General features: G+C 67.6%; 20 protein-coding genes and 1 pseudogene. 8 read left to right on the forward strand and 13 right to left on the reverse strand.

Annotated elements, in window-relative coordinates; genetic code table 11:
• Window positions 1-26: 26 nt before the first annotated feature.
• Window positions 27-806: an alpha/beta fold hydrolase gene (locus QFZ26_RS05200; protein ID WP_307039902.1), complete on the reverse strand. Its 780-nt coding sequence runs from the start codon at window positions 804-806 to the stop codon at window positions 27-29.
• Window positions 807-828: 22 nt separating this feature from the next.
• On the reverse strand, window positions 829-1,329 hold the full coding sequence (locus tag QFZ26_RS05205) for a MarR family winged helix-turn-helix transcriptional regulator (protein ID WP_307039904.1): 501 nt from the start codon (window positions 1,327-1,329) through the stop codon (window positions 829-831).
• Between the two features lie 104 nt (window positions 1,330-1,433).
• Here QFZ26_RS05205 and QFZ26_RS05210 point away from each other — a divergent pair, with 104 nt between their 5' ends.
• Entirely contained in the window at window positions 1,434-2,447 is a 1,014-nt protein-coding gene (locus tag QFZ26_RS05210; protein ID WP_307039906.1) for an NADP-dependent oxidoreductase, read from the forward strand.
• A 93-nt stretch (window positions 2,448-2,540) separates the two neighbouring features.
• Window positions 2,541-3,326 carry a FadR/GntR family transcriptional regulator gene (locus QFZ26_RS05215; RefSeq protein WP_307039908.1) on the forward strand — a complete coding sequence of 262 codons (786 nt, stop codon included), beginning with the start codon at window positions 2,541-2,543 and terminating at the stop codon, window positions 3,324-3,326.
• On the opposite strand, the gene QFZ26_RS05220 is transcribed toward QFZ26_RS05215, so the two are convergent.
• From QFZ26_RS05220 to QFZ26_RS05240, 5 genes and pseudogenes are all read right to left on the reverse strand, one after another.
• Complete coding sequence (locus QFZ26_RS05220) at window positions 3,311-3,574, reverse strand: amidohydrolase family protein (RefSeq protein ID WP_307039910.1); 264 nt, start codon at window positions 3,572-3,574, stop codon at window positions 3,311-3,313. The two genes, QFZ26_RS05215 and QFZ26_RS05220, sit on opposite strands and share 16 nt — an antisense overlap.
• Before the next feature lie 98 nt (window positions 3,575-3,672).
• The gene (locus QFZ26_RS05225) at window positions 3,673-5,787 is read right to left on the reverse strand and encodes a beta-galactosidase (protein WP_307039912.1); all 2,115 of its coding nucleotides are present in this window, start codon (window positions 5,785-5,787) and stop codon (window positions 3,673-3,675) included.
• 125 nt (window positions 5,788-5,912) lie between these two features.
• Window positions 5,913-7,787: a right-handed parallel beta-helix repeat-containing protein gene (locus QFZ26_RS05230; RefSeq protein ID WP_307039914.1), complete on the reverse strand. Its 1,875-nt coding sequence runs from the start codon at window positions 7,785-7,787 to the stop codon at window positions 5,913-5,915.
• 639 nt (window positions 7,788-8,426) lie between these two features.
• Complete coding sequence (locus QFZ26_RS05235) at window positions 8,427-9,290, reverse strand: mandelate racemase/muconate lactonizing enzyme family protein (RefSeq protein ID WP_307039915.1); 864 nt, start codon at window positions 9,288-9,290, stop codon at window positions 8,427-8,429.
• 20 nt (window positions 9,291-9,310) lie between these two features.
• Window positions 9,311-9,637, reverse strand: a pseudogene (locus QFZ26_RS05240) (hypothetical protein); the annotation flags it as partial.
• A gap of 78 nt (window positions 9,638-9,715) precedes the next feature.
• On the opposite strand from QFZ26_RS05240, the gene QFZ26_RS05245 reads away from it, so the two are divergent.
• On the forward strand, window positions 9,716-10,684 hold the full coding sequence (locus tag QFZ26_RS05245; RefSeq protein WP_307039917.1) for an aldo/keto reductase: 969 nt from the start codon (window positions 9,716-9,718) through the stop codon (window positions 10,682-10,684).
• Window positions 10,681-11,559: an amidohydrolase family protein gene (locus QFZ26_RS05250; protein WP_307039919.1), complete on the forward strand. Its 879-nt coding sequence runs from the start codon at window positions 10,681-10,683 to the stop codon at window positions 11,557-11,559. The genes QFZ26_RS05245 and QFZ26_RS05250 overlap by 4 nt, the downstream gene beginning before the upstream one ends.
• 20 nt (window positions 11,560-11,579) lie before the next feature.
• Here the strand turns inward: QFZ26_RS05250 and QFZ26_RS05255 are convergent, their stop codons facing one another.
• From QFZ26_RS05255 to QFZ26_RS05270, 4 genes are read right to left on the reverse strand one after another with little or no spacing between them, the layout of a single operon-like run.
• On the reverse strand, window positions 11,580-11,903 hold the full coding sequence (locus QFZ26_RS05255; protein WP_307039921.1) for an L-rhamnose mutarotase: 324 nt from the start codon (window positions 11,901-11,903) through the stop codon (window positions 11,580-11,582).
• Window positions 11,903-12,829, reverse strand: a complete 927-nt coding sequence (locus tag QFZ26_RS05260; protein WP_307039923.1) for a carbohydrate ABC transporter permease — start codon at window positions 12,827-12,829, stop codon at window positions 11,903-11,905. Before QFZ26_RS05260 ends, QFZ26_RS05255 begins: the two co-directional genes overlap by 1 nt.
• On the reverse strand, window positions 12,804-13,766 hold the full coding sequence (locus QFZ26_RS05265) for a carbohydrate ABC transporter permease (RefSeq protein WP_307039925.1): 963 nt from the start codon (window positions 13,764-13,766) through the stop codon (window positions 12,804-12,806). Before QFZ26_RS05265 ends, QFZ26_RS05260 begins: the two co-directional genes overlap by 26 nt.
• Before the next feature lie 11 nt (window positions 13,767-13,777).
• On the reverse strand, window positions 13,778-15,151 hold the full coding sequence (locus QFZ26_RS05270; protein WP_307039926.1) for an ABC transporter substrate-binding protein: 1,374 nt from the start codon (window positions 15,149-15,151) through the stop codon (window positions 13,778-13,780).
• Between the two features lie 159 nt (window positions 15,152-15,310).
• Here QFZ26_RS05270 and QFZ26_RS05275 point away from each other — a divergent pair, with 159 nt between their 5' ends.
• Both QFZ26_RS05275 and QFZ26_RS05280 read left to right on the forward strand, forming a co-directional pair.
• Entirely contained in the window at window positions 15,311-16,342 is a 1,032-nt protein-coding gene (locus QFZ26_RS05275; RefSeq protein ID WP_307039928.1) for a zinc-dependent alcohol dehydrogenase, read from the forward strand.
• A complete protein-coding gene (locus QFZ26_RS05280; RefSeq protein WP_307039930.1) occupies window positions 16,339-17,094 on the forward strand; it encodes an SDR family oxidoreductase in 756 nt (251 codons plus the stop codon). The genes QFZ26_RS05275 and QFZ26_RS05280 overlap by 4 nt, the downstream gene beginning before the upstream one ends.
• A 254-nt stretch (window positions 17,095-17,348) precedes the next feature.
• Here QFZ26_RS05280 and QFZ26_RS05285 read toward each other — a convergent pair whose 3' ends face one another.
• Window positions 17,349-17,594 (reverse strand): hypothetical protein, encoded by a 246-nt coding sequence (locus QFZ26_RS05285; protein WP_307039932.1) that lies wholly within the window; start codon window positions 17,592-17,594, stop codon window positions 17,349-17,351.
• A gap of 166 nt (window positions 17,595-17,760) precedes the next feature.
• Here QFZ26_RS05285 and QFZ26_RS05290 point away from each other — a divergent pair, with 166 nt between their 5' ends.
• Window positions 17,761-20,652 carry an ATP-binding protein gene (locus tag QFZ26_RS05290; protein ID WP_307039934.1) on the forward strand — a complete coding sequence of 964 codons (2,892 nt, stop codon included), beginning with the start codon at window positions 17,761-17,763 and terminating at the stop codon, window positions 20,650-20,652.
• A 116-nt stretch (window positions 20,653-20,768) separates the two neighbouring features.
• A complete protein-coding gene (locus tag QFZ26_RS05295) occupies window positions 20,769-22,184 on the forward strand; it encodes an FAD-binding oxidoreductase (protein ID WP_307039935.1) in 1,416 nt (471 codons plus the stop codon).
• A 16-nt stretch (window positions 22,185-22,200) separates the two neighbouring features.
• On the opposite strand, the gene QFZ26_RS05300 is transcribed toward QFZ26_RS05295, so the two are convergent.
• A complete protein-coding gene (locus QFZ26_RS05300) occupies window positions 22,201-22,473 on the reverse strand; it encodes a DUF4242 domain-containing protein (RefSeq protein ID WP_307039937.1) in 273 nt (90 codons plus the stop codon).
• Window positions 22,474-22,485: the final 12 nt, after the last annotated feature.

Below are 22,485 nucleotides of genomic sequence, written 5' to 3' on the forward strand. Positions count from 1 at the left end.
GAGAGCCCGGCCCCGAACTGCGCCCGTCACGAAACGCGCGGCGCCCGCCTGATCGGTATCGACGTCTCAGGTGGCTCAGGGCCCTGAAGGAACTCCGTGATGATCGCCGCGACGAGCCGGGGGTGCTCGAGCACCACCGCATGCGAGGCGCCCGGGATGACGCAGAGTCGCCCCGCCGGCAGTGCCTCGTAGAGCGCAACCGTGTGGTCGAGGCGCACGACGTCGTCGTCGCCCACGAGCACCAGGGTCGGATGCCCCAGCCGCGCGACCTCGGCGGTCGTCAGCGTCGGCTCGGTGGCGAAGACCGTCATCAACTTCTCGACCACGACGGGGAAGTGATCGGCACCATCTGGCGATCGGGCGGCGTAGCCCTCGAATATCGGGCCAGCGCTCACCGATTCGTCGCTCATCTCGGGCGCGAGAATGCCCTCGAAGTGGAAGTTGGTGCCGATGAGCACGAGCCGATCGACGAGGTCGGGCCGGTGAAGCCCGACGAGCATGGCCACGATTCCGCCATCGCTCCACCCCACCACGTGCACCTTCGAGGATGCACCGAGGTGCTCGAGCACCTTGATGGCATGCGCCGCCATGTCGTCGTAGTGGAACGGCGCATCGGTATCCGGCGTGTACCCGTGCCCGCGCCGGTCGAAGCCGACGACGCGGAACTCCTGCTCGAAATGCGTGCCGATCGAGTCGAAAAGCTGGTCGCTGTAGCCGAGGCCGCCGTGCAGGAGAACGACGGTGCGCTCACCGCTGCCGCGAGTTTCGATCCAGGTGTCCAAGCCGTCGATCTCGATGCGTGCCACGTGGCCCCCTCCGTTTCATCCCTTAGGCGTTGCGTGCGGCGCGGCTCGCAGAGCGCGGTGGCCGCGACCGCATGTGCTGCACAACGCGGCCGAGCAGGCGCGTGAGCTCGTCGCGCTCGGCGTCATCGAGCGCGTCGACGAGCACGTCGCGCACCACCTCGAGGTGACCCGGAAGCACGCGCTGAAGCACGGTTGAGCCCTTCGGCGAGAGCGTCACGTTCACGCCGCGCTCGTCCTGCGGTGACGGCACGCGCGCGACGAGGCCCCGTGCCTCGAGCCGGTCGACCTGGTAGGTGAGACCGCTCTTGCTGTGCACGAGCCGGTCGGCCAGGTCGGTCATGCTACGCGGGCTTGAGGGATCTTCGCCGCAGATCGCGAGGATCTGGAACTGCACGAAGCTGAGCCCTCCGTCGCGCCGCAACTGACCCTCGACGCCGTGCTGGACGAGCGCGCTCACCTCGAGCAGTGCGAAGTACACGCCGAACTCCGGCGGGAGGGCCGGCGGAACCGCGTGGTCGGACATGTCTCGAAGCCTATCCAACGAGTTGGTTCGAATTGGAAATAGATGCGGGATGGTGCGTGTTGTCGAGGAGTGAAGGTAGTTCGAATTCGAAGGAGTTAGCTGGAATGACCACTTCAGACACCACCGACACCACCACCACCACGACCACGACCACGACCCCCACGAAGGGAACCACCACCATGCGCGCCATCCAGTTCACCCACTACGGCCAGCCGACCGTGCTCGAGACCGTCGAGCTCCCCCGCCCCGAGGCCGGCCCCGGCGAGACGCTCGTCCGCGTCGCCGGCACGACCTTCAACCAGGTCGACGCCACCATCCGTGCCGGTTACCTCGCGGAGGTGTTCCCCGTCGACCTGCCGCACGTGCCGGGCATCGACGTCAGCGGCACCGTGGTCGCCGTCGGCGAGGGCGTGTCTGCCGAGCTCGTGGGGCAGGACGTCGTCGCGTTCCTGCCGATGACCGGGCCCGGGGCATCCGCCGAGTTCGCGATCGTGCCGGCCGAGCTGCTCACCCGAGCGCCGAAGACCATTGCGTCGACGGATGCCGCGGCGCTGGCCTCGAGCGGACTCACCGCCTGGCAGGCGATCGTCGAGCACGCCCAGGTGCGCCCCGGACAGCGGGTGCTCGTGAACGGCGCGGGCGGCGGAGTCGGCGGCTTCGCCGTGCAGCTCGCCGCCGCGGCCGGCGCGACCGTGATCGCCACGGCGAGCACCCGAAGCCGTGACGCGGTTGCCGCGCAGGGCGCCTCGCAGGTCATCGACTACACGACGATGCCCGTGGTCGACGCCCTGACCGAGCCGGTCGATGTCGTGCTGAACCTCGTGCGCACGTCGCCCGAGGAGACCGCCGCGCTCGTGTCGCTCGTGAAGCCCGGCGGCGTCTTCGTCTCGACGACGACGCCCGGCGTGGTGCCGCCCGGCGTCGACGTCCGTACGGTGAGCGTGTTCGTGCGCAGCGATGCCGCCCAGCTCGCGCACCTGGTGCAGCTCGTCGACGCCGGTGAGCTGGCGGTCGACGTGAGCGCGTACTACCCGCTCGATGACCTCGCCACGGTGCACGCCCTCGCGGAGGCCGGCGAGTTGCGCGGCAAGGTCGTGCTCACGCCGACCTCCCGGTAGCGGCGAGCTGCCGCGAGAGGCCGGCCTGCGGCGTGGCGGCGACCCCATCGCGTCAGCTGTACGAAAGGGAGACCCCCCGGTAAGGTCATATGTATGGTGCTTCAACCTTCGCCCGCGTCGCAGCTGATTCCTCCGCGACTCCCGGCGGAGCGCCTCGGGGTCGCCGTGGTCGCCGAATTGGTGGAACTCATCGTCACCGGGCAACTCGAAGAAGGCGCCCTCCTCCCGCCGGAGGGTCCGCTCAGCGAGCGATTCGGGGTGAGCCGCACCGTGCTGCGGGAGTCGGTGAAACGCCTGGAAGAGAAGGGCCTCGTGATCGTCTCGCAAGGGCGAGGCACCCAGGTGCTCGCTCCCGGATACTGGAACATGCTCGACCCGGTAGTGCTCTCGGCCCTCATCGACAACGACCAGAGCCTCGGCGTGCTCGACCAGCTGACGGTGGTGCGGGCCAGCCTGGAATCCGCGATGGCCGGCTCCGTGGCCGCGCGGCGCTCCCCCGAGGAGCTGCGGCGTCTGGAGAACGCGCTCACCGCCATGCGGCAGAGCGAGTCGGAGACCGATTCCTTCCGGCAGGCCGATGTGATGTTCCACTTCGCGCTGATGGAGATCTCGATGAACCGGCTCGCCGAGAACATCGCCAAGCACCTCTACAAGCGCGCGGTCGAGTCCAGCCGCTACCAGGGCATCAACCCCCCGGATGCGGTCTCCCGCACGTTGCAGGAGCACGCCGACATCGTCGACGCAATCACGCGAGGCGACGTCGCCGGCGCCGAGAAGGCGATGCACGACCACATCCACATCTCTTGGGAACGGCGTCGGCTTCCCGACCATGCCCCGCGCGGGCGAGGTGGGTCGGGGGCGGCTCAACCGAGCGAGTAGACCTCGGCCGCCGTGTCGCCGAAGATGCGGCGGCGGTCGTCGTCGGATGCGCCGCGCAGGAGGTCCTCGAGGGCGAGCTTCCAGCGCCCGGCCCCGCCGCCCAGCTCGGCGAGAGGCCAGTCCGACCCGTAGAGCAGCCGGCCGGGGCCGAAGGCGTCGAGCGCCGTCTCGACCACGGGCCGGAAATCGCCGGGCAGCCACATGCTCGGGTTCAGACCCGACGCGAGACCGGACAGCTTCGCCGCCACGTTCGGGCAGCGTAGGCCACCGGACTCACGGGCAGGTCGTGACCGTGCGCCAGCGTCGCCACCCGCAGGAAGTGCGTGATGCCCCTGCGCCCTCGCTTCTACTCCAGAAGCACGCGGACGTCCCACGGCCCCAACTCGACCAGCGCATCGGCCTCCAGAGGCTCGGAGGAGAGGAGATCCGTGACGCCGGTCGGCAACCGCATCGAGCAAGCCTCCCATGACCAGTTGTGCAGGACTCGCAGCCGACGACCTGCGGCCGTCGTCGCTGAGGTCGTCGTGACCGAACCGGTCGTCAGAGAGCTCCAGGCGTCCCTGTCAGCTGGCACCGCCCAGGACACCAACGCAGCCGACAGTTCGGCGTTGGGCACGGTACCGACGACGGTGACGCGCCCCAGCCCCGCCTCAGCGGTGGTGATCGCCGGGTACAGGCCGAACGCGGGGTGCTGATATCGGGCGAGGATCTGGACCGAGCTGTCCGTGACCTGCAAGTAGTCGACCCATGCTGCGCCGGCGGCGGCGTCGGGCAGCTCCAGTGCGCCGTCGGAGCCCGTCACGCGCACCGGTGTCGCCAGATTGCTGAACTCCTGGTAACTGACGCCGGCGGTGGCGGCGAGCCGCGCCGGCTTGACCTCCGCGCGCGCTCGGGCTTCGGTGTCCGCATATCCAGTGCGCGGTCCGAGCACCAGGTGTCCGCCCGCCTCAGCGTAGTCGCGCAACCAGTCGAGCAGCGCGTCGCTGGCAACGTAGAGCGCCGGCGCCAGCAGGACCGGCAGCTCGGCGGCGACCTCGGCCGGTTCGCGGAGCCGCGTGCCTTCGCCCTGTTCGACCAGCTGGACGTCGTGGACGATTCGCACCGGCGCACCGGCGTCGAACGCTCCCCGGTAGAAGGCGTGCAATATCCGCTGGTAGCTGTCTGGGTCCGCGGAGCCGTCGTCGTGGGCGAGCGCCGGCTGACCTTCGAGGCCCCACATCGACTCGTTGGACCACAGCAGCCCCACGGTGGCGTCCGGGACGAGTCCGCTCAGGTGGTCCTCTGCAGACTTGATCTCTGCACCCAGCGCGGCCAGCTGCTCGTAGACCCGCCCGGGCCGCTGGTCGTGAGGGAGAATTCCGATCCAGAACGTCTCGGTACCGAAGTGCAATGTGTGCCAGTGCCAGTACTCGATCATTCGTGCGCCCCGGGCGATCATTGCCCAGGCGGCCTGTCGCCACTGGCCATCGAACGCGGGCGCGTTCATGGCCGGGCCGCCGATGGCCCCGGCATTCGTCTCGGTGACGAGGAACCGCGCCTGCTTCGATGAGTACATCCGGTCTGCGCTGTGGAATATCGCCCAGGTCCCGCTCGTAGTCCAGCCCGGCGTGAGGTGTTCTGTGGCTGGGAGAGCGAGACCGTCCTGCATCGCGTAGTAGGGATTGCCCGCGGTCACATCCAGCGCTGCCGTCAGCTCCGGGTCCTGCACTCCTGGCCTGTCGTAAGCGATGCAGGTGGTCACGAACTTCTCGGCGCCAGCGATCTCCCGGACGATCTCGGCCTGCCAGCCGATGAACTCGGTGACCATCCGGGCCTGGAACTTCCGCCAGGCGAGGTCGTACTGTGGTTGGGCGTTGTTGTCCGGTCGCCAGAGATCCGCCCAGGTAGTGAGCCGATGCGACCAGTAGACGAGTCCCCACTCCCGGTTCAGGGTCTCCACGTCGCCATAGGTGCGGCGCAGGTCGTCGACGAAAGCCTGGAACACACCCTCGTTGTGCAGCAGCTCGAGACCGGGTTCGTTGTCCACCTGGAATCCGACCACTGCGGGATGGTCGTGGTAGCGCCCGACGACGGCACGGATCACGCGCTCGGCGTGGAAGCGGTAGGCGGCGTGCGTCAGGTCCATTTCTTGACGGGCCCCCCAACCGATGCGCTCTCCGGTGCGTCGCTCTCCGGCGATCTCGGGATACTTGCGCGTCAACCACGGGGGTACGGCGTAGGTGGGCGTACCCAGCACGACGGCGATCCCTCGCGAATGCGCGCCGTCCAGGACTGGCTGCAGCCAGTCAAGGTCGAACACTCCGTCCTCTGGCTCCCAGGTGGCCCACGTGGACTCGCCCACCCGGATCACGGTGAACCCAGCTTCCTGCATGAGGTCGAGGTCCTCGTCGAGCCGGGGGGAGGGTTGGTACTCGTGGTAGTACGCGGCGCCGAAGAGCACGCGGTTGTCAATGTCTGTCAAGGCAACGAGGTCCTAATCTTGAGGGGTAGGTGAGACGGGCGACGGCGCCGATCGTGGGCCGGCAGCGAGGCGCCCCGCGCCAGGGATGTCGCGGGGGCGCCTCGCCGGCGGTGCCGGTAGCTGCGTTACCGGGTCTCGGCCGCGGCGACAGTCTCGCACCGCGGGTCGATACCGCCGAGGTTGGCGTTGAGCTCCGTGCGGTACTCGGGGGCGACGCCCGCCGCGCAGATGACCTCCCACGCAGCGCTGGGCCAGTTGCTCCCGCTGACCCGGACGTTGTCGATCAGCCGGTTGTTGCGCGCCTCGGCGTTCGGCATCTGGGCACCGCCGGAGTTGTACCAGTTCTCCTGCAGCGTGTTGTCGTTCGTGCCGTTGCCGGCGCTGTACGCGTTGGTGAACACCCACGGGTTCGCGCCGCTCAGGACGTTGTGCCGGGAGAGGATGTAGCGGCTGCCCTCGTCCAGATAGATGCCGACGCCGGAGACCTTGTACAGGTAGTTCTCCTCGATGACAGTCCCCGGGCTGGCCGAGAGGTTGTAGATGTTGCCGGAGTCGGCGAAGTCGCGCTTGATGTCGTGCACGAGGTTGCCCGCGATCAGGTTGTCCTTCAGTGTCGTCGGCGTCTGGTAGATCGGGTTGTACTTGTAGTACCCGCGGTTGAGGTACTCCTGGGAGCCGCCCGGGTCGTTGATCCCCCAGCCGTAACCGGTGTCGATTGCGTAGGCGAGGTCCCTCACCTCGTTGTGGACGATCTGCGCCCTGGTCACGTAGGTGCTCAGGATGCCGGAGGTGTCCTGGTACTCCATGGCGACGTGGCTGATGGTGTTGTTGTCGATGAGGATGTCCTGGTTCGTCATCCGGGGGTCGCTGGGGTGGTGCGCGTCCGCCCGGATCCCGCCCACGAACAGGGCGTGGCCACCGACCTGGGTGAACACGTTGCCGGTCACGGCGATGTTGCTGGCGCCGAGCCCGATCCCGGTGAGCACCGCGTTGTCGTCGTTGCCGATGCCGAGGCCAGAGGACCCGAGGTTGCGGAAGGTGTTCCGCGCGAAGGTGATGTGGTCGGCGGCGGACACCTGCACGGCGGAAGGCATCTGGAACCAGGTGTTGCGCGTCCGCTCGTACGGCTCGCAGCCGCGGCTGCAGTTGGCCAAGGCGTCGGCGGGGCGGTAGTCGTACACGCCCTTCAGGTAGCCCCCGTTCTGCTGGCTGACGTACCCCTCGGCCGAGGAGGGGCCGAGCCAGGAGGTCCCGGTGAAGGTGAGACCGCTGAACTCCAGGTGGGAGACGGGGGCGTCATAGGTGCCGCCGACGCTGATGAGGGTCTCCACCCGCGGGAGCTCGATGTCGAGGTCCTGTGGGTTCACGCCGTCCGCGGGCTTGTAGTACAGCTTCCCCGCGTCGGGGTCGACGTACCACTCCCCCGCCTGGTCCAGGAAGCTGAGTGAGTTCGCCAGGAACCACGTCGACTCGGCGAGCAGCGAGTTCTGCACCGTGTCCCAGCCCCACGTGTTGTTGTCCCACGCGGGCTGGGCCATCGTGATCGTGCTGCCCACGATGCTCTGCACCGGGGAGTAGCGGTCGGTGAAGTCGCCGAGCGACTCGAACTCGATCCGGTCCTGGTCCGGCAGGTCCGCCAGGTAGGCGAGCGCCGGATTGTTGATTGTCATCCCCGTGGCGGTGAGCGTCAGGTCGGTAAGCGCCAGCTTGGTAGCGGCCCGCGGCGCGGCGACGCCGTCGACGTAGAGCTGCCGGGTCTCGAAACCGGCCGGCGTGTCCGCCACGTAGATGTTCGCGGCCTCGTCATGCTTCTCCCAGCCCGAGAGCTGGGTCGAGCCCGAGATCTCGGGGTGCGCGCCCTCAGCAGCCGTCCAGCGCACGGTGTGCCCGTCCCGGCCGCTGTCCTCCGCACGGAACTCGAGCGGGCTGTCGATGCGGTAGGTGCCGTCGGCGAGTACGACGGTGACATCGCCCTTCCCCTTGGCGGCCTCGTGTCGCACGACGCCCTGCACATGCTCCAGCGAGCACGGGTGCTGCTCCTGGCACTGCCCTTCGTCGCGACCGTCGGGTGACGCGTAGTAGACACTGTCCTTCTCCGGTGGTGCCGCCTGGGCGACCGATGTGCCCAGACCGCTCAGGAGCAGGGCTGCCGCGGCGGCAGATCCGGCAGCCGCTGGCCACCAGCCCTTCCTTCGGACAGAGACTTCCCGCGTATGTGACATCAATGTCATGGCTCTTCGCTTCCGTGATGTTGAGCAGGGCTGCTTTGCCCCGCGTCTACGAAATCATACGTGTGACGTATGCGCAAGGGGCGCCGGGCGGAAGTCAGCGCTGGCGCAGCAGGCCTACGTGGCGTTGTGGGACCTGAAGGCCAACATGGCTGAGGAGCCGCTCTGGGGCGTGACGGGACCGCGTGCCCGGGCTCCCAGGGTCACAAGGGATCACCGAAGATAACGGCAGGGATGTAGCCGAAGAGTCCGGCTCAGGAGGCCGCCGGGTGACGAGCTGTCGCGCTTGGTCGGCAGCCGACGGTGCGGCCAGGAGTCGATGATGTGAGCCTTCATCGCGGACTCTGCGGCCGCGGCGTCTCCGGCCGTCGTGCGCTCAGCCCACCCACGCGTGCGCCGCCGCATCCGGCCTCACAGCGCGCGTTCCGCACGGTCGTCTTCTGCGATGAGTCGCAGTCCCGCCCGATGCGGACGCACGTGAGGCCCCGCGGGCACGAGCCAGCTCGCAGACCGCTGGCTCGCCAGGATCGCCTCTTCGTCGACACTCACCCCGTGACCCGGCGCATCGCCCAGCACGATGCCCCCGTCCACGATTTCCTGGTCGATCGTCACGCCGAACGGCGCGCCCAGATCCTGCACCTCGGTCACCATGTGGTTCGGGACTGCGGTAGCGGCATGCGCGACCGCCTGATTGGAGGTCAGCCCGACGGGACTGATCGGAAGGTCATGAGCATGAGCGAGGTGCGCAACCCGAAGGAAGTGGGTGACACCCCAGACGCAGCCAACCTGCACGATGTCGACGCCGCCGGCATCCAGCAACGGGCGGAACTGCTCGAGTCCTGTCAAGTTTTCGCCCGTGGCGACCGCGGCTCTCACCGCATTGGACAATCTTGCGTGACCCGGAGCATCCCACCTTCGCAGCGGCTCCTCGACCCAGGTCAGATCGGTGTCCCTCTCGAGCGCCGTCACATATCGCACCGCCTGCTTGAGGTTCCAGGACTCGTTCGCGTCGAGCATGAGAGCGGGGTGACGGGTGTTCGAGCGGAGTTCATCTCCGATGATCTGCAGCCGGCGCCGGTCGGAATCGAGATCGCGGCCACCTTTGAGTTTGGCGCTCGTGAACCCCAACTCGGCCATGGTCTTGTAGAAGGCGGCGAGTTCTTCGTCGTCCAGGGCGATGTCGAGCCCCGAGGCGTACCCGCTGACGAATCTGTCTCTGCCACCCAGAACCCGCGCCAGAGCGGCTCGCCGGCGATCTTCGCTTTCAGGTCCCACAGCGCCATGTCCAGCGCGCCGATCCCCCCGAAGGTCGCGCCCGCGTGCCCGGCCTTGAAGACGCGTGCCAGCATCCGGTCGTACAAAGCTGCGACCGCACGCGGATCTTCGCCTTCGAGTGCCGGGAACAGCCGGTCGATGTCCTGGTCCGAGCCGGTACCGATGCCGGTGATGCCGGCGTCCGTCTCCAGAATCACGATAGGTACTTCGGTCAGCCCGTTGTCGATGTACCCGTTCACGTCACCGATCGGGCGCCCCCAGTCACGGAACGTGCGGATGCATCGGTAACCAGTGATCTTCATTTCGCCCTTGACTTTCCGTTGCCCTAAACTAGAAACAGCATACATCACATGTTCAATCTGCCCAGATGACCGGGGCGCCCGGTTGAATAAAGCAGCGGGCCCCCCGCCGCTGGAGGAGCATCCATGAAGTCCCGACAGATCGACCGCGGCCTTTCCCTGACAGAGATCGGCTTCGGTGCCGCGCAACTCGGCAACCTGAATCGCGTTATCTCGGACGACGATGCTCGCGCGGCCGTCGACACCGCATGGGATGCCGGCATCCGGTACTTCGACACCGCGCCGCACTACGGCCTGGGCCTGTCCGAAAGGCGCCTCGGCGCCGCGCTTCGCTCGCGCGACCGCGACGCATATGTGCTCTCCACCAAGGTCGGACGCCTGCTCGAACCCCATCCGGCGGGAGCGAGCAGCCTGGACGACGGCGGCTTCCTCGTCGAGGCGCTGACGAAGCGCGTGTGGGACTTCTCGCGCGACGGCATCCTGCGCTCCGTCGAGGACAGCCTCGACCGCCTGGGGCTTGACCGCATCGACATCGCGTACCTGCACGACCCGGACGATCACTGGCAGGCCGCCTCGACGACGGGGGTCTCGGCTCTCATCGAGCTTCGCGACCAGGGCGTTATCCGCGCGGTCGGAGCGGGTATGAACCAAGCGGCGATGCTGGCGGAATTCATCCGCCGCTGCGACGTCGACGTCATGATGGTCGCCGGCAGATACACACTTCTCGACCAGTCGGCGGCGGACGAGCTGCTGCCACTGGCGGAGGAGCGCCACGTCGCGCTCGTCGCCGCGGCCGTGTACAACTCCGGTCTGCTCAGCACGGACCGACCTGCCCACGGTGGGCGCTTCGATTATCGCGAGGCCGACGAGCAGACGCTCGCCCGCGCACGGCAGATCGCCGATCTGTGCGATCTGCACGGCGTCACGCTGCCCGCCGCCGCGATTGCCTTCCCCCTGCTTCGACCGCAGATCGCGTCGGCCGTCGTCGGCATGCGCAGCGCCGCCCAGGTCTCCTCCACACTCGAGCGCTACCGGGCGCACATCCCGCCGGCGCTGTGGCAGCAGCTGCGTGACCGGGGGATCCTGCACGCATGAACCGCATCGTCGACGCCCATCACCACATCTGGGATCTCGCGGCAGCCCACTATCCGTGGCTCGGCCCGGAAGCAGGCCCGCTCTTTCGCTCTTTCCACGTCGACGAGACCGCTCCGGCGAGGCAGAGCCGGGGAATCGACGCCGTCATTCTCGTACAGGCGGCGGACAACGACGAGGACACGGCGCATCTGCTTTCGGTGGCCCGCGCGCAGCCCGATGTCGCGGGGGTCATCGCGTGGACGCCTCTGGACGATGCCGAAGGCACGCACAGACGCCTGAGCAAGTGGGCGGACCAGGATGCTCCCGTGGTCGGCATCCGAAGTCTGCTCCACGAGCGGCAGGACACCCGATGGATTCTGAGTCCGGCGGTCGAAGACGGGCTCCGAGCGATCGCCGACGCGGGAATGCCGCTCGATTACGTGACCGCCGACCACAAGGCGCTCGCCCACCTGCCGGAACTGACGGCGCGGCATCCCGATCTCGTCGTCGTCGTCGATCACCTGGGCAAGCCGCCCATCGGCGGGGACCGGGACTCGTTCGACGACTGGCGACGCTTGCTGCTCGCCGCGGCGCGCTCCCCTCTTGTGCGCGCCAAGCTCTCGGGCCTCTACCCCGCCGACGGTCCCCTGGATAGGTGGCGGGCAGACGATATCCACCCCTTCGTCGACACGGCGATCGAGATCCTCGGCCCGTCCCGTCTTCTGATGGGAAGCGACTGGCCGATCGCAGAACTCGCGGGAGGGTATCAGCGCACCTGGGATGCGCTCGCCTCGACAGTCGCATCCCTGAGCGACGGCGAGCGGCGCGATGTGATGGGTGGCACTGCCGACCGGGTCTATGCACTCCAGGGCGTTACGCGAGGCGCCCACGACTGACGCCGGCGGGTCGCCGGCAATCAGTCGAGGTGCCACACCTCCTCCAGCGGCTGCCAGTTCGGCACGTCCGCATCCGCCGTGAACGGCACCTGGCACGGCGCAGTGCGCGCCCACCACTCCTGTGTCACGGGATCAGCCGCCATCCGACGCTGGTCGGCGTCGAAGTCGTCGCCGATGTACTCGTAGTAGCCGAAGAGGACGTCCTCGATCACGTAGATCGAGAAGTTCCTGATGCCGCACTGCGTGATCGTCGCCTCCACGCCCTGCCAGGCATCGCGATGCAGAGCAAGATATTCCTCGCGCTTGTCCGGTCGCACGCGGCAGACCATGGCATAGCGCTGCATCAGCCTTTCGTTCCGCCTGCGGTCATGCCGGTGACCAGGAATCGCTGCGAGAACAGGAAGATGATCAACACCGGTGCCACCGAGATGATCGTCGCCAGCGCGAGCGTCGGCACCTCGATGTTCACCGTACCGGCCGACGTGGGATTGAACAGCGGAACGTTCGAGAGCAGCTCGGCTAGTCCCACCTGAATCGGCGCCTTCCTGCCGGGCACCATCACGAAGGGCAGGAAGTAGTTGTTCCAGTTGCCGACGAAGTTGAAGAAGCCGACCAGGGCGATGACGGGGGTTGCCAGGGGCATCGCGACTCGCCAGAAGACCCGGAACTCACTGGCTCCGTCGATGCGGGCGGCATCCAGAAGGTCTCGGGAGACGCTGGTGGAGAAGTAGATATAGGTGAGGTAGACCCCGAACGGGAAGAACGAGAACGGCAGGATGACCGACAACGGGTTGCCGATCAGCCGCACGGCGCTCAGCTCGAGGAAGATCGGCAGCACCAGGGCGGTGTTGGGAATGAGCATCACGACCAATGTCGTGACCAGGAGCGCGCGACGTAGGCGGAAGTCGGTCAGCGCGAGGGCGTAGCCTGCCGGGATGCTGACGACGAGCGTGAGGACGAGCGCCGCTCCGGAGTAGAAGGCGGCGTTTCCCAACCATGTCCAGATGATGCCGTTCTGGAACGCCGACAGGCTCTGCCAGTTCTCGACGAGCGTGCCGAAGCCCCCGAACATGAACGGGTTCTCGGTCAGCAGCTGCAAAGGCGTCTTCGTAGGCGCCAGCAGAAGCCAGATCAATGGCAGCACGAAGAACACCACGAAAACCAGCGCAACGACAATCGCGAGAGCGCGACCGAGCCAGCCGCGTGGCGACCTCGCCGTTCGGCGATCGCGGGTCAGTACTGCGTCAGTCGCGCTCAAAGAGACCTCCACGGAAGACGAAGAACGCGGCCAGTCCGAGTGCGACCACGAGAAGGATGAGGGAGATCGCCGCAGAGCCGTTGAAGTCGTTCTGTCGGAACGCGTACAGGTAGGCGAGCTGGTTCAGTGAATAGTCGCCGGGCACAACGCCCTTGCTGGCTTGAGAGAGGATGCGCGGCTCGACGAAGAGCTGCGTTCCCGCCGCAAGCGTCATGATTCCCATGTACGAGATCCATTTGCGCAGCAGTGGCAGTTGGATGTACCAGGCCGTCTTGACCGCACCGGCGCCATCGACGCGCGCCGCCTCCATGACTTCCTGACTGATGTTGTTGAGCGCTCCGTACATGATGACGATCCACCCACCGGCGCCGGTCCAGAAGGCGATGATCGTGAAGATGACCGGAAGATTCTCGATCGAGACGGTTTCGACGAAGCTGTCCATGCCGAGAGCGCGCAGGATGCCGGAGACCGGGCTGACGGAAGGGTCGAGGAGGAACAGCCACAGCATCACGCTGGACGCGCCGGCCAGTGCGCCAGGGATGTAGTACACGAACCGCGTCGACATCGACATCCACCGAGCGCGGAACGCGTGAACGATCAGGGCAAGGAGGACGACGAAGATCGTCTGGAAGGTCAACCAGATGACCAGGTACACCGCGACGTGCTGCACGGCAGGCCAGAATCGGTAGTCGTTGAACACCCTCACGAAGTTGTCGAGGCCGACGAAGGCGCCTTCGTGGGTGAATGCCAGGAAGATGGCGTACAGGGTAGGGAGCAGGCCGAACAGGACCAGCAGGATGCCGTATCCCGCGCTGAAGGTGTAACCCATTCGCGCCTGTGCGCGGTTCGGGTTCTTGCGTCTGGTGCGCGGCTCCCGCCGCCGGCCATCCAGCTGGCCGACGGCGGGAGCCGTCATGTTAGAGATTGCGATGAGCTTCTTCTTTCCCACATGAGCGATCGTTACTGGGCGACGGTGTAACCCTGGACCTGCGCCTCGTTCTCCATCTCCTGCTGCCACTCGGGCGCGACCGACTCGATCGTGTCACCGGCAGCGAGCGCGGGCAGGACGATCTTCGAATACGCGGTCTCGGCGCTGAAGCTCGGGTAGCCCCAGCCGCTCCACACCTGGCTCGCAGCATCCACCACCGTCTGCTCGAAGTCTCCGACGAAGTATCCGCCATTGGCCTGTTTCGCGATCCACTTCTCAGCGGCGTCGGCGTAGGCGGGGTAGCCGCCTGTCAGTTCCACCTGGTACTCGTCCGAACTCGTTACGAACTCCATCATGGTCTTGACCGCGTCGAGGTTCTTCGTGTGGCTGGATGCGAACCACGTGCCGCCGCCCACGTTGCCGGTTGCGATCTCCTCACCCTCCCAGTGCAGAGGCGCGCCGGCGCCGATCTGACCTGCGGGAACGTTGAGGCTGTCGGGGTTCTGGAAGAGGGCGCCGGTGAACCAGACCGGTCCCGGCATGCCCAGCGCCTTGCCCTGGTACTTCTGCACGAAGTCCGAGCTGAACACGCTGTCCTTGGTCAGCGTGCCGTTCGCGACCATGTGGTCGAGCAGTTCAGTCATCTTCTGTGAGTTCTCAGCCGAGACGTCGCTACTGAACGTGTCGCCGTCGAGTTGGAAAACGGGAGCCTGTGCACCCCAGTAGTAGACGAGCATGCCGAGGAACGCGTCGCCCACCGAGCCGAGGATGTAGCCCGGGTGCTCGGCAGCGAGCTTGTCGCTCAGCTGCTCATATTCCTCCCAGGTCGTTGGGATCTCGTAACCGAACTGGTCGAACAGCGCCTGGTCGTACCAGAACACCGATTGCGCCAGATCGTTGCGCAGACCGTAAACGGTTCCGTCGACCGTGAGCGGGTCGAGCGATCCCGGCGTGAAGCCGTCGAGGAAGTCTTGATCGAACCACCCCTTGTTGACGGGGGCCGCGAAGGCCTGAACGCCGTTGGTCTCCTTGGAAGCCCACGACGCGTCGTTGTTCTGTGTGGAGAAGACGACATCGGGCCACCCCTCGCCTGCCTGGTCGAAGAGCGCGATCTTGGTCTGGAAGCTCCCCGAGCCGCTGGCGTTCCCGTCGTACGTCTCTACATTCACGTCGATGTCGGGATACTTCGCCTGGAAGGCTTCAATCGCCGGTTCGCGGGATGCATCCACCCACACGGTTATGGGGCTGTCCTTGACCTGCTCGGCGGGGGTGAATCCGAGATCAGAGCCGTCTCCGCCGCCGCCGCCGCCGCTGCTGCACGCGGAAAGAGCGATGATCGCAGTGGCTGACGCCGCAACAGCGATGGTCCGGGCGAATCGAGTGAAGCGGCGTTGCTGTGAAGCCATTTCAGGTTCCTTGTCTGGTCGACGACGTTGACGACGAGCCGCAGTCAGCGACCCGCACGCCATTAGATCATACATGTGACCTATGTACAATGACGTGCCTCGTGCGCTGCCGCGAACGGCAGTGTTATTGTCATATGACGTCATACCAATGGAGAATTCATGCGCGCACTGCAGTACCTCTCCGCACAGCAGGTCGCTGTTGCGGACGTACCCGAACATCCGCCCGGCCGAGGCGAGGTGCAGATCTCGGTGGCCTTCGCCGGTCTGTGCGGTACTGATCTGCACATCTATCACGGCCATATGGATGCGCGAGTGGCAGCCCCCCTGACGTTCGGCCACGAGATGAGCGGCGTGATCACTGCCGTGGGCGACGGCGTCGAAAACTGGACCGAGGGGGACCGTGTCACGGTCATGCCGCTCTCCTGGGACGGCACGTGCCCGGCCTGTCTCGCGGGCAACGAGCACATCTGCCAGAACCTCGACTTCATCGGGATCGACTCCCCCGGAGCGCTGCAGGAACGCTGGAACGTTCCTCAGGAGACTCTGGTGCGCCTGCCGACCTCGCTCGCCCTCGATGAGGCAGCGCTCGTCGAACCGGTGGCCGTCGCCGTGCACGACGTCCGGCGGTCTGAGCTCATCCCGGGCGACCGGGTGGTGGTGCTCGGCGGCGGGCCGATCGGAGTGCTCATCGCCACGGTGGCCCGCCACGAGGGTGCCGAGGTCGTCGTCGTTGAACTCGACGAGCGCCGCCGCGCGCAGATCGCCGACCTGGGCATTCGCACGCTCGATCCCGCAGCGCAGGACCTCACTCAGGCTGTCAACGAGTGGACCGCAGATGCCGGCGCCGATGTGGTGTTCGAGGTCTCCGGCGCTGCCGCCGCGGTGGCCAGCGCCACGTCGCTGCCGAAGGTGCGCGGCACGCTGGTGGTCGTCGCCATCCACCCGCAGCCGCGCGCCGTCGACCTGCAGCGGGTGTTCTGGCGGGAACTGCGCATCCTGGGGGCGCGCGTATACACGCGCGCAGACTTCGAGAGGGCAGTCGAATTGGTCGCCGGCGGAGTCATCCCCACCAGCGCGCTGATCAGCCGCGTCGTCGACCTGGCGCAGACCGGCGAGGCTTTCGCTGCACTCGAGTCGGGGGAAGCTATGAAGGTGCTGGTGGATGTCTCCGGCACGGGCGCCGTCCGATGACGACGCTGTTCGATCTGACGGGAACGACTGCCGTCGTCACCGGCGCCAGCCGGGGCATCGGGCGCGCGATGTCGGAGGCGCTCGCCTCAGCGGGCGCCCATATCGTCGGGGTGAGCGCGACGCTCGCCTCGGGCAGCGAGGTCGAACGCGCGATCACCTCGGCGGGCGGCTCGTTCGAGTCGGTCTCGTGCGACTTCGCGGACCCGGATGCCGTTCGCTCGCTCGCGGAGGACCTCTCCCCCCGGCGCGTGGACATCCTCGTCAACAACGCGGGAACCATCGAGCGCGCGCCCGCCGCGGACCACCCGATCTCGTCATGGGACCGCGTGCTGCAGGTGAACCTCACGAGCCAGTTCCAGCTCACACAGCAGGTCGGCCGAGGAATGCTCGAACGCGGACGCGGCAAGATCATCTTCACCGCTTCCCTGCTGAGCTTCCAGGGGGGCATCAACGTGCCCGGCTACACGGCAGCGAAGTCGGGCATCGCGGGTCTGACCAAGGCGCTCGCCAACGAATGGGCGTCCGGCGGCGTGAACGTCAACGCGATCGCGCCCGGCTACATCGCGACCGACAACACCGCGGCATTGCGCTCCGACCCGGACCGCTCGCGCAGCATCCTGGAGCGAATCCCCGCAGGTCGCTGGGGCGAACCGGGGGATCTCGCTGGAGCGACGGTCTTCTTGGCATCCCGCGCATCGGACTACGTCTCGGGCATCGTGCTCCCGGTCGACGGAGGGTGGCTCGGCAGATGAGTGCAGTGATCGGCCCAACCCTCGCATCGTTGCTGCAGAACGCCCAGTTCACCCGCACCGCGCGAGTCCTCAAGTCAGAAGGTTGGCTCGACTGGCACCTGCTCATCGCCATAGTCAATATCGATGAACTCCGATTCCACCTGGCGGCGCTGCAGGGCCGCATCGAGGTGCGCGCCTGCAGGAGGAGTCCGAGGCGTAGCAGCACCCACGACGTGACGGGGCCGAGCGCACCAGCGCCCGGCCCCTCCCGCGGTTCAGCGGTCACCCTGCAGTGGCGAGAGGTCGTCGTCGACCGGCGTCTCGCTGGTGCCAGAGCAGAGGCCGTCGGGCAGCCGATCGCGGATCCACGCGGATGACTGGCACACCTCGCTCGAAGGCAGCCGGACGTGATTGGATCCGGATCCCTTGCCGTTGTCGGATCCCCCGTCGGTCAGGCCGCACCCGGCCAGCACGGCCACGGCCACAGCGGCCGGGAGGACGAGGAACGCGCGTGCGTTCATGATGATGTTCCTTCCTTCGGTGCGAGCTCCGGCTGGAGCATCGCTGACCTCACGGTAGGAAGGCAGCGACGGCGCCACATGACGAGGGCCGACCATCTTCGGCCGCACGCGGGAGTAGTCAATTCGGATCATCGCCGCAGCCACCACAGCGCACTATCGTGAGCAGATGCGGGAATGGTCCGCCCCGGCACTCCCGGCGGGCTGGACGACATCCGGGCAGCCGCCGTTCATCGCTCGACACGAAGAGGTCGCAGCGCTCGAGTCGGCGTGGGCCGACGCAGTCGGCGGTGCCGGCCGCGCGGTCTTCGTGAGCGGCGAGCCCGGCTCGGGAAAGTCGCGGCTCGTGAGCGAGGTCTGCATTCGGCTCCGCGAAAGCGGCGCTGCGGTGCTGGCCGGGTCGTGCATCCAGGAGCTCGGCACACCGTTCGAACCCTTCGACGAGCCGCTCCGAGTGCTGCTTCCGGCGTACCGGGCGCAGGCAGTGAACCCGTCCGACGTGGAATCGGGCGAGCTGCTGGAGCGGGTACTCGAGCGAACCGGGCAGGATGCCGCCGACCGGTCGATGGGTCAGGAGCGCGTGTTCGCCGCGGTGATCGACGTGCTGCGCGCCGCGGCAATGTCGCGCCCTCTGGTGTTGGCTCTCGACGACCTGCACTGGGCGGGGCCGGCGGCGATTCAGCTGCTCAGCCGGGTGGTCGAGGGCGCCGCCGACGCCAAGGTGCTGCTCCTCGGCACCCTTCGGAACGCGCCGCCGGACCGGTCGGACGCACTGGCCGACACGCTCGCGTCGCTCTCCCGGCTGCGCGGTGTGCTGCGCCTCGACCTCGATCCCTTCACCGTCGAGGAGATCACCGACTACGTCGCGATCCGCGCCGGCCTCTCGCGCGCCGGTGCTCGCGAGTCGGCCGAACTGCTCCGCGAGCTCACGGGCGGCAATCCGTTCCTCCTCCGAGCCATGTGGCGTCCGGTCGTCGAGGCGGAGCGTCAGGGCGACCAACGCGTGATCGAACTTCCCGACTCTGTCAGCGACATCGTGCGGTCTCGCATCGCGACGCTCGACCTCGCCCAGCGCTCGGTGCTCGGGCTCGCCGCGGTGCTCGGTGAAGAAGTCGATCTGGGCGAGGTGATCGGCATCAGCGCGACATCCGTCGAAGTCACACTCGAGGCGATGGATGCGGCAGTGCGCACCCGCCTGATCGAGCCACCGCGTGTGCCGGGCGACCGCTACCGGTTCGCGCACGCCATCGCACGACAGGCGGTCATCGATCTCATGCCGGGCACCGATGTGCTACGCACCCACGCGCGCATCGCGCAGGTGCTCGAGGCGGAATTCCCCGCAGCGCCACGGCTCATCCAGCGCCTGGCCCACCACTACTCGGCCGCACGTGCACTCGGGTTCGGAGACCGTGCGGTCACCTACCTCGTTCGAGCCGCACAACTCGCACAGGACCGAGTCGCCTACGAGGATGCGGGCCGGTTGTTCGAGCGCGCGTCGGAGATCACGCCCGACGCCGACGAGCGCGCCGAGTTGCTCCTACGGTCGGCGGCGAGCTGGCACATGGCGGCGGACACTCCGCAGGCACGGAGGCTCTACGAGCGGGTGACTGTGGAGTCGGGCAACCCGCGGCTGCGGGTCCGGGCGGCGATCGGGTACGAGGACGCGTCATGGCGGCCGGGCCTGCCCGGACATCGTGCACTCGAGCTGCTGTCGAGGGCGCTGGCCTCGGTCCCTCCCGACGAGACGGACTCGCTGTACATCGAGGCGCTCGGGTCCGTCGCACGGGCGACGGCGTTCACCGGCGCGATCGACGAGGCCGAGCTGATCGGCGATCGGGCAGTCGAGCTCGCGCGGACCCGCGACGATCCGCACGTGCTGATCGCCGTGCTGCGCTCGACGAGCTCGATGACCCTCCGACCGAGCAGCGTCGCGAAGCGACAGGACCGGGTGAGGGAATTGCTGCCACTGGTGCGGCCGACGGGAACGGAGTGGATCGGGGCGGCCGCGGTACAGTTCGGAGGGAACGCCTACCTCCTCGGCGACCGTGCCGGCATGGACCAAGCAGAGCGCGACTGCGTGGAGCTGGGTCGGCGGTGGAGCCGCCACCACTGGGACTACTGGGTCGGTTGCGTGCGTTTTCTCCGCGCCCTCATCGCCGGCCGCCTTGACGATGCGGCGACCGCCTGCCAGAACGTGCAGCGCCATGAGAGCTCGTTCCGGTCCGACGCCACCGCGAGCGCGACGGCACTGCAGAGCTACATGGTGCGCCGTGAGTCGGGTCGGGTCGAGCGCGTGCGGCCGCTCATCTCCGGCACTGAGTCGGCGGCCGAACACTGGGCCCCGGGGCTGCTGGCGATCTACACGGAACTGGGGCTCAGCGAGCCCGCCAGCCGGACGCTCGACTGGATGCTCGAGCAGGTCGGGCCGGATGCTGGGAACTCGAGCGACTGGCCGGGGCGCCTCGCGTTCATGACCGAGGCCGCGATCTGGCTCGAGGATGTCCGTGCTGCCGAACGCCTCCACCCGTGGCTGTCGGACTACACGGGCCTCAACCTCATGTCGGGACTCTTCGTCGCTCCGTTCGGACCCGCCGACCTCTATCTCGGCAGGCTCGAGTCGCTCCTCGGCATCGGCTCGCCGGGCGTGCGCTTCGAACGCGCCCTCGAACTCGCCGAGCGGAGTGACGCCGCACTCCACTTCGCCCGTACGCTCGGCGCGACCGCTGAGCACCTGCGCCGCACGGACCCGAGCTCAGAGGAGGCGTCGGCTTTCGCGGCCCGCGCCCGAGCGATTGCCGAGCCCGCCGGAATGGTCAAGGTGCTGCGTGAGCTCGACGTGGGCACCGCGGCATCCGCCCCCGAGGCAGCGGGCGGACTCACCGCGCGTGAATGCGAAGTCATCGCGCTCATCGCCCAGGGCAGGAGCAATCGCGACATCGCCGCACAGCTCGTGATCAGCGAGCACACTGCGGCGAATCACGTGCGCAACATCCTGACGAAGATCGGCGCGGTAAACCGCACCCAGGCGGCGATGTTCGCGCGCGAGCGCGGCCTGACCTGAGGCGGCTCGACTCGACCCCTCGCCCGGCCTTGACAGCGCACGTGGGCGGTGGAAACGTCACCCCTAGATGCGCGCTCCGGCACGTTCCGCGGCATCAATGATCAGGAGGCATCCTCATGCAGAACTCAGCCCCGAGGGCAAGTGCGACGCTCGAGATCGGACCGGCCTTCCAAGGCCAGCAGTTCAGCCCGGGAGACGACGGCTACGACGCCGCTCGTGCCGTCTACAACGGGATGGTCGACAAACGCCCTGCGTTGATCGCGCGCTGCACCGGAACGGCCGACGTCGTCGACGCCGTCGCACTCGCTCGCGAGGGGAAGCTGCCGTTGGCCGTGCGCTGCGGCGGTCACAGCGTGGCCGGCAACGGTGTCAGCGACGGGGGCGTCCTGATCGACCTGTCGGGGATGAAAGGCGTTCACGTCGATCCCGACGCGCGCGTCGCGCGTGCGAACGGAGGGGTGCTCTGGGGCGAGTTCGACCGCGAGACCCAGTTGTTCGGCCTCGCGACGCCGGGCGGCCGAGTCACGACCACCGGCGTGGGAGGCTTCACACTCGGCGGTGGCTACGGCTGGCTCTCTACCAAGTGGGGCCTCGCGTGCGACAACCTCATCTCGGCACAGGTCGTGACTGCCGATGGCCGCGTGGTCACGGCGAGCGCCGACGAGAACGCCGACCTGCTGTGGGGCCTGCGTGGCGGTGGGGGCAACTTCGGTGTGGTGACGTCGTACGAGTTCCAGCTGCACGAACTGGACCCGACCGTCATGGCGGGGCTGGTGGTGCATCCGCTCGACGACGCCGTCGAGATCGGCCGCGCCTGGCGCGACTGGGTCGAGGCCGCACCGCCCGAGGTGGGCAGCTCGCTCGTCGTCTTCATCGCGCCGCCCGAGCCGTTCATTCCCGCTGAACTGCAGGGGAAGCCGGCGCTCATGATTCTGGCCATGTTCGCGGGCGACGCCGACGAGGGCGAGGCGGTGCTCCGGCCGCTCAAGGAGCAGATCGGCCCGCCGGCGGTCGACGCGATCGACCGCATGCCGTACACCGCCTTCCAGACGATCGTCGACGGGTTCTCCCCGAAGGGCTGGTTGAACTACCACCGTGGCGAGCATCTCGTGGCGCTGAGCGACGACGCCATTGCCGCCCACGTCGAGCACGGCCGGCGAGTCAAGAGCCCCATGAGTTACTCCGTCGTGTTCCACCATGGCGGCGCGATCAGCGCGGTCGACGAGGAGGCCACGGCCTCCAGTGATCGGGATGCGCCGTACATGTGGCATCCGATCGCCGCGTGGACCGACCCGGCCGACTCCGAGCGTGAGATCAACTGGGTCCGCGAATCCTCGGCGGCGATGGCACCGTTCACGACGGGCGGCGTCTACCTCAACTTCGAGCCCGACGTCGGCGAAGCGCAGGTACGCGCCGGCTTCAGCGCGGAGTCGTACGACCGGCTCGTGGCGCTCAAGGACCGCTGGGATCCCGAGAACCTGTTCCACATCAACCCGAACATCCCCCCGTCCCGCCAGCCTGCAAACACCTGACGGGCGGCCGGACCGACTAGACGACGCCGGCGAGCGTGCCGCTCGGCATCATGCGGCCGTCGACCTCGGTGATGACGTCGGCGGGGATTCCCGCGCGCACTGCCGCCGCCCGGATCGCCTCGATCGACGGCGCCTCGTACAGGCAGTAGCTCCTGCGGCGATCGACGGAGAGAAACGAGTAGAGCCACCGCACGTCTTCCTCGTCGTTGATGAGGTTGAGGCCTGGAGCGGCTTCGAGTGGAACGGGAACGTCTTCGGCGTAGTTCCGTTCGATGATGAAATACGGCATATGCGATCCCCT

Source organism: Agromyces ramosus, assembly GCF_030817175.1.
In the GTDB taxonomy this organism is placed as follows: Bacteria; Actinomycetota; Actinomycetes; order Actinomycetales; family Microbacteriaceae; genus Agromyces; species Agromyces ramosus_A.

Coding starts and splice junctions, on each gene's coding strand:
- QFZ26_RS05215 (WP_307039908.1), top strand. CDS start 2,541: ATGGTGCTTCAACCTTCGCCCGCGTCGCAGCTGATTCCTCCGCGACTC.
- QFZ26_RS05210 (WP_307039906.1), top strand. CDS start 1,434: ATGACCACTTCAGACACCACCGACACCACCACCACCACGACCACGACC.
- QFZ26_RS05275 (WP_307039928.1), top strand. CDS start 15,311: ATGCGCGCACTGCAGTACCTCTCCGCACAGCAGGTCGCTGTTGCGGAC.
- QFZ26_RS05255 (WP_307039921.1), bottom strand. CDS start 11,903: ATGCAGCGCTATGCCATGGTCTGCCGCGTGCGACCGGACAAGCGCGAG.
- QFZ26_RS05250 (WP_307039919.1), top strand. CDS start 10,681: ATGAACCGCATCGTCGACGCCCATCACCACATCTGGGATCTCGCGGCA.
- QFZ26_RS05285 (WP_307039932.1), bottom strand. CDS start 17,594: ATGAACGCACGCGCGTTCCTCGTCCTCCCGGCCGCTGTGGCCGTGGCC.
- QFZ26_RS05290 (WP_307039934.1), top strand. CDS start 17,761: ATGCGGGAATGGTCCGCCCCGGCACTCCCGGCGGGCTGGACGACATCC.
- QFZ26_RS05205 (WP_307039904.1), bottom strand. CDS start 1,329: ATGTCCGACCACGCGGTTCCGCCGGCCCTCCCGCCGGAGTTCGGCGTG.
- QFZ26_RS05300 (WP_307039937.1), bottom strand. CDS start 22,473: ATGCCGTATTTCATCATCGAACGGAACTACGCCGAAGACGTTCCCGTT.
- QFZ26_RS05280 (WP_307039930.1), top strand. CDS start 16,339: ATGACGACGCTGTTCGATCTGACGGGAACGACTGCCGTCGTCACCGGC.
- QFZ26_RS05270 (WP_307039926.1), bottom strand. CDS start 15,151: ATGGCTTCACAGCAACGCCGCTTCACTCGATTCGCCCGGACCATCGCT.
- QFZ26_RS05245 (WP_307039917.1), top strand. CDS start 9,716: ATGAAGTCCCGACAGATCGACCGCGGCCTTTCCCTGACAGAGATCGGC.
- QFZ26_RS05295 (WP_307039935.1), top strand. CDS start 20,769: ATGCAGAACTCAGCCCCGAGGGCAAGTGCGACGCTCGAGATCGGACCG.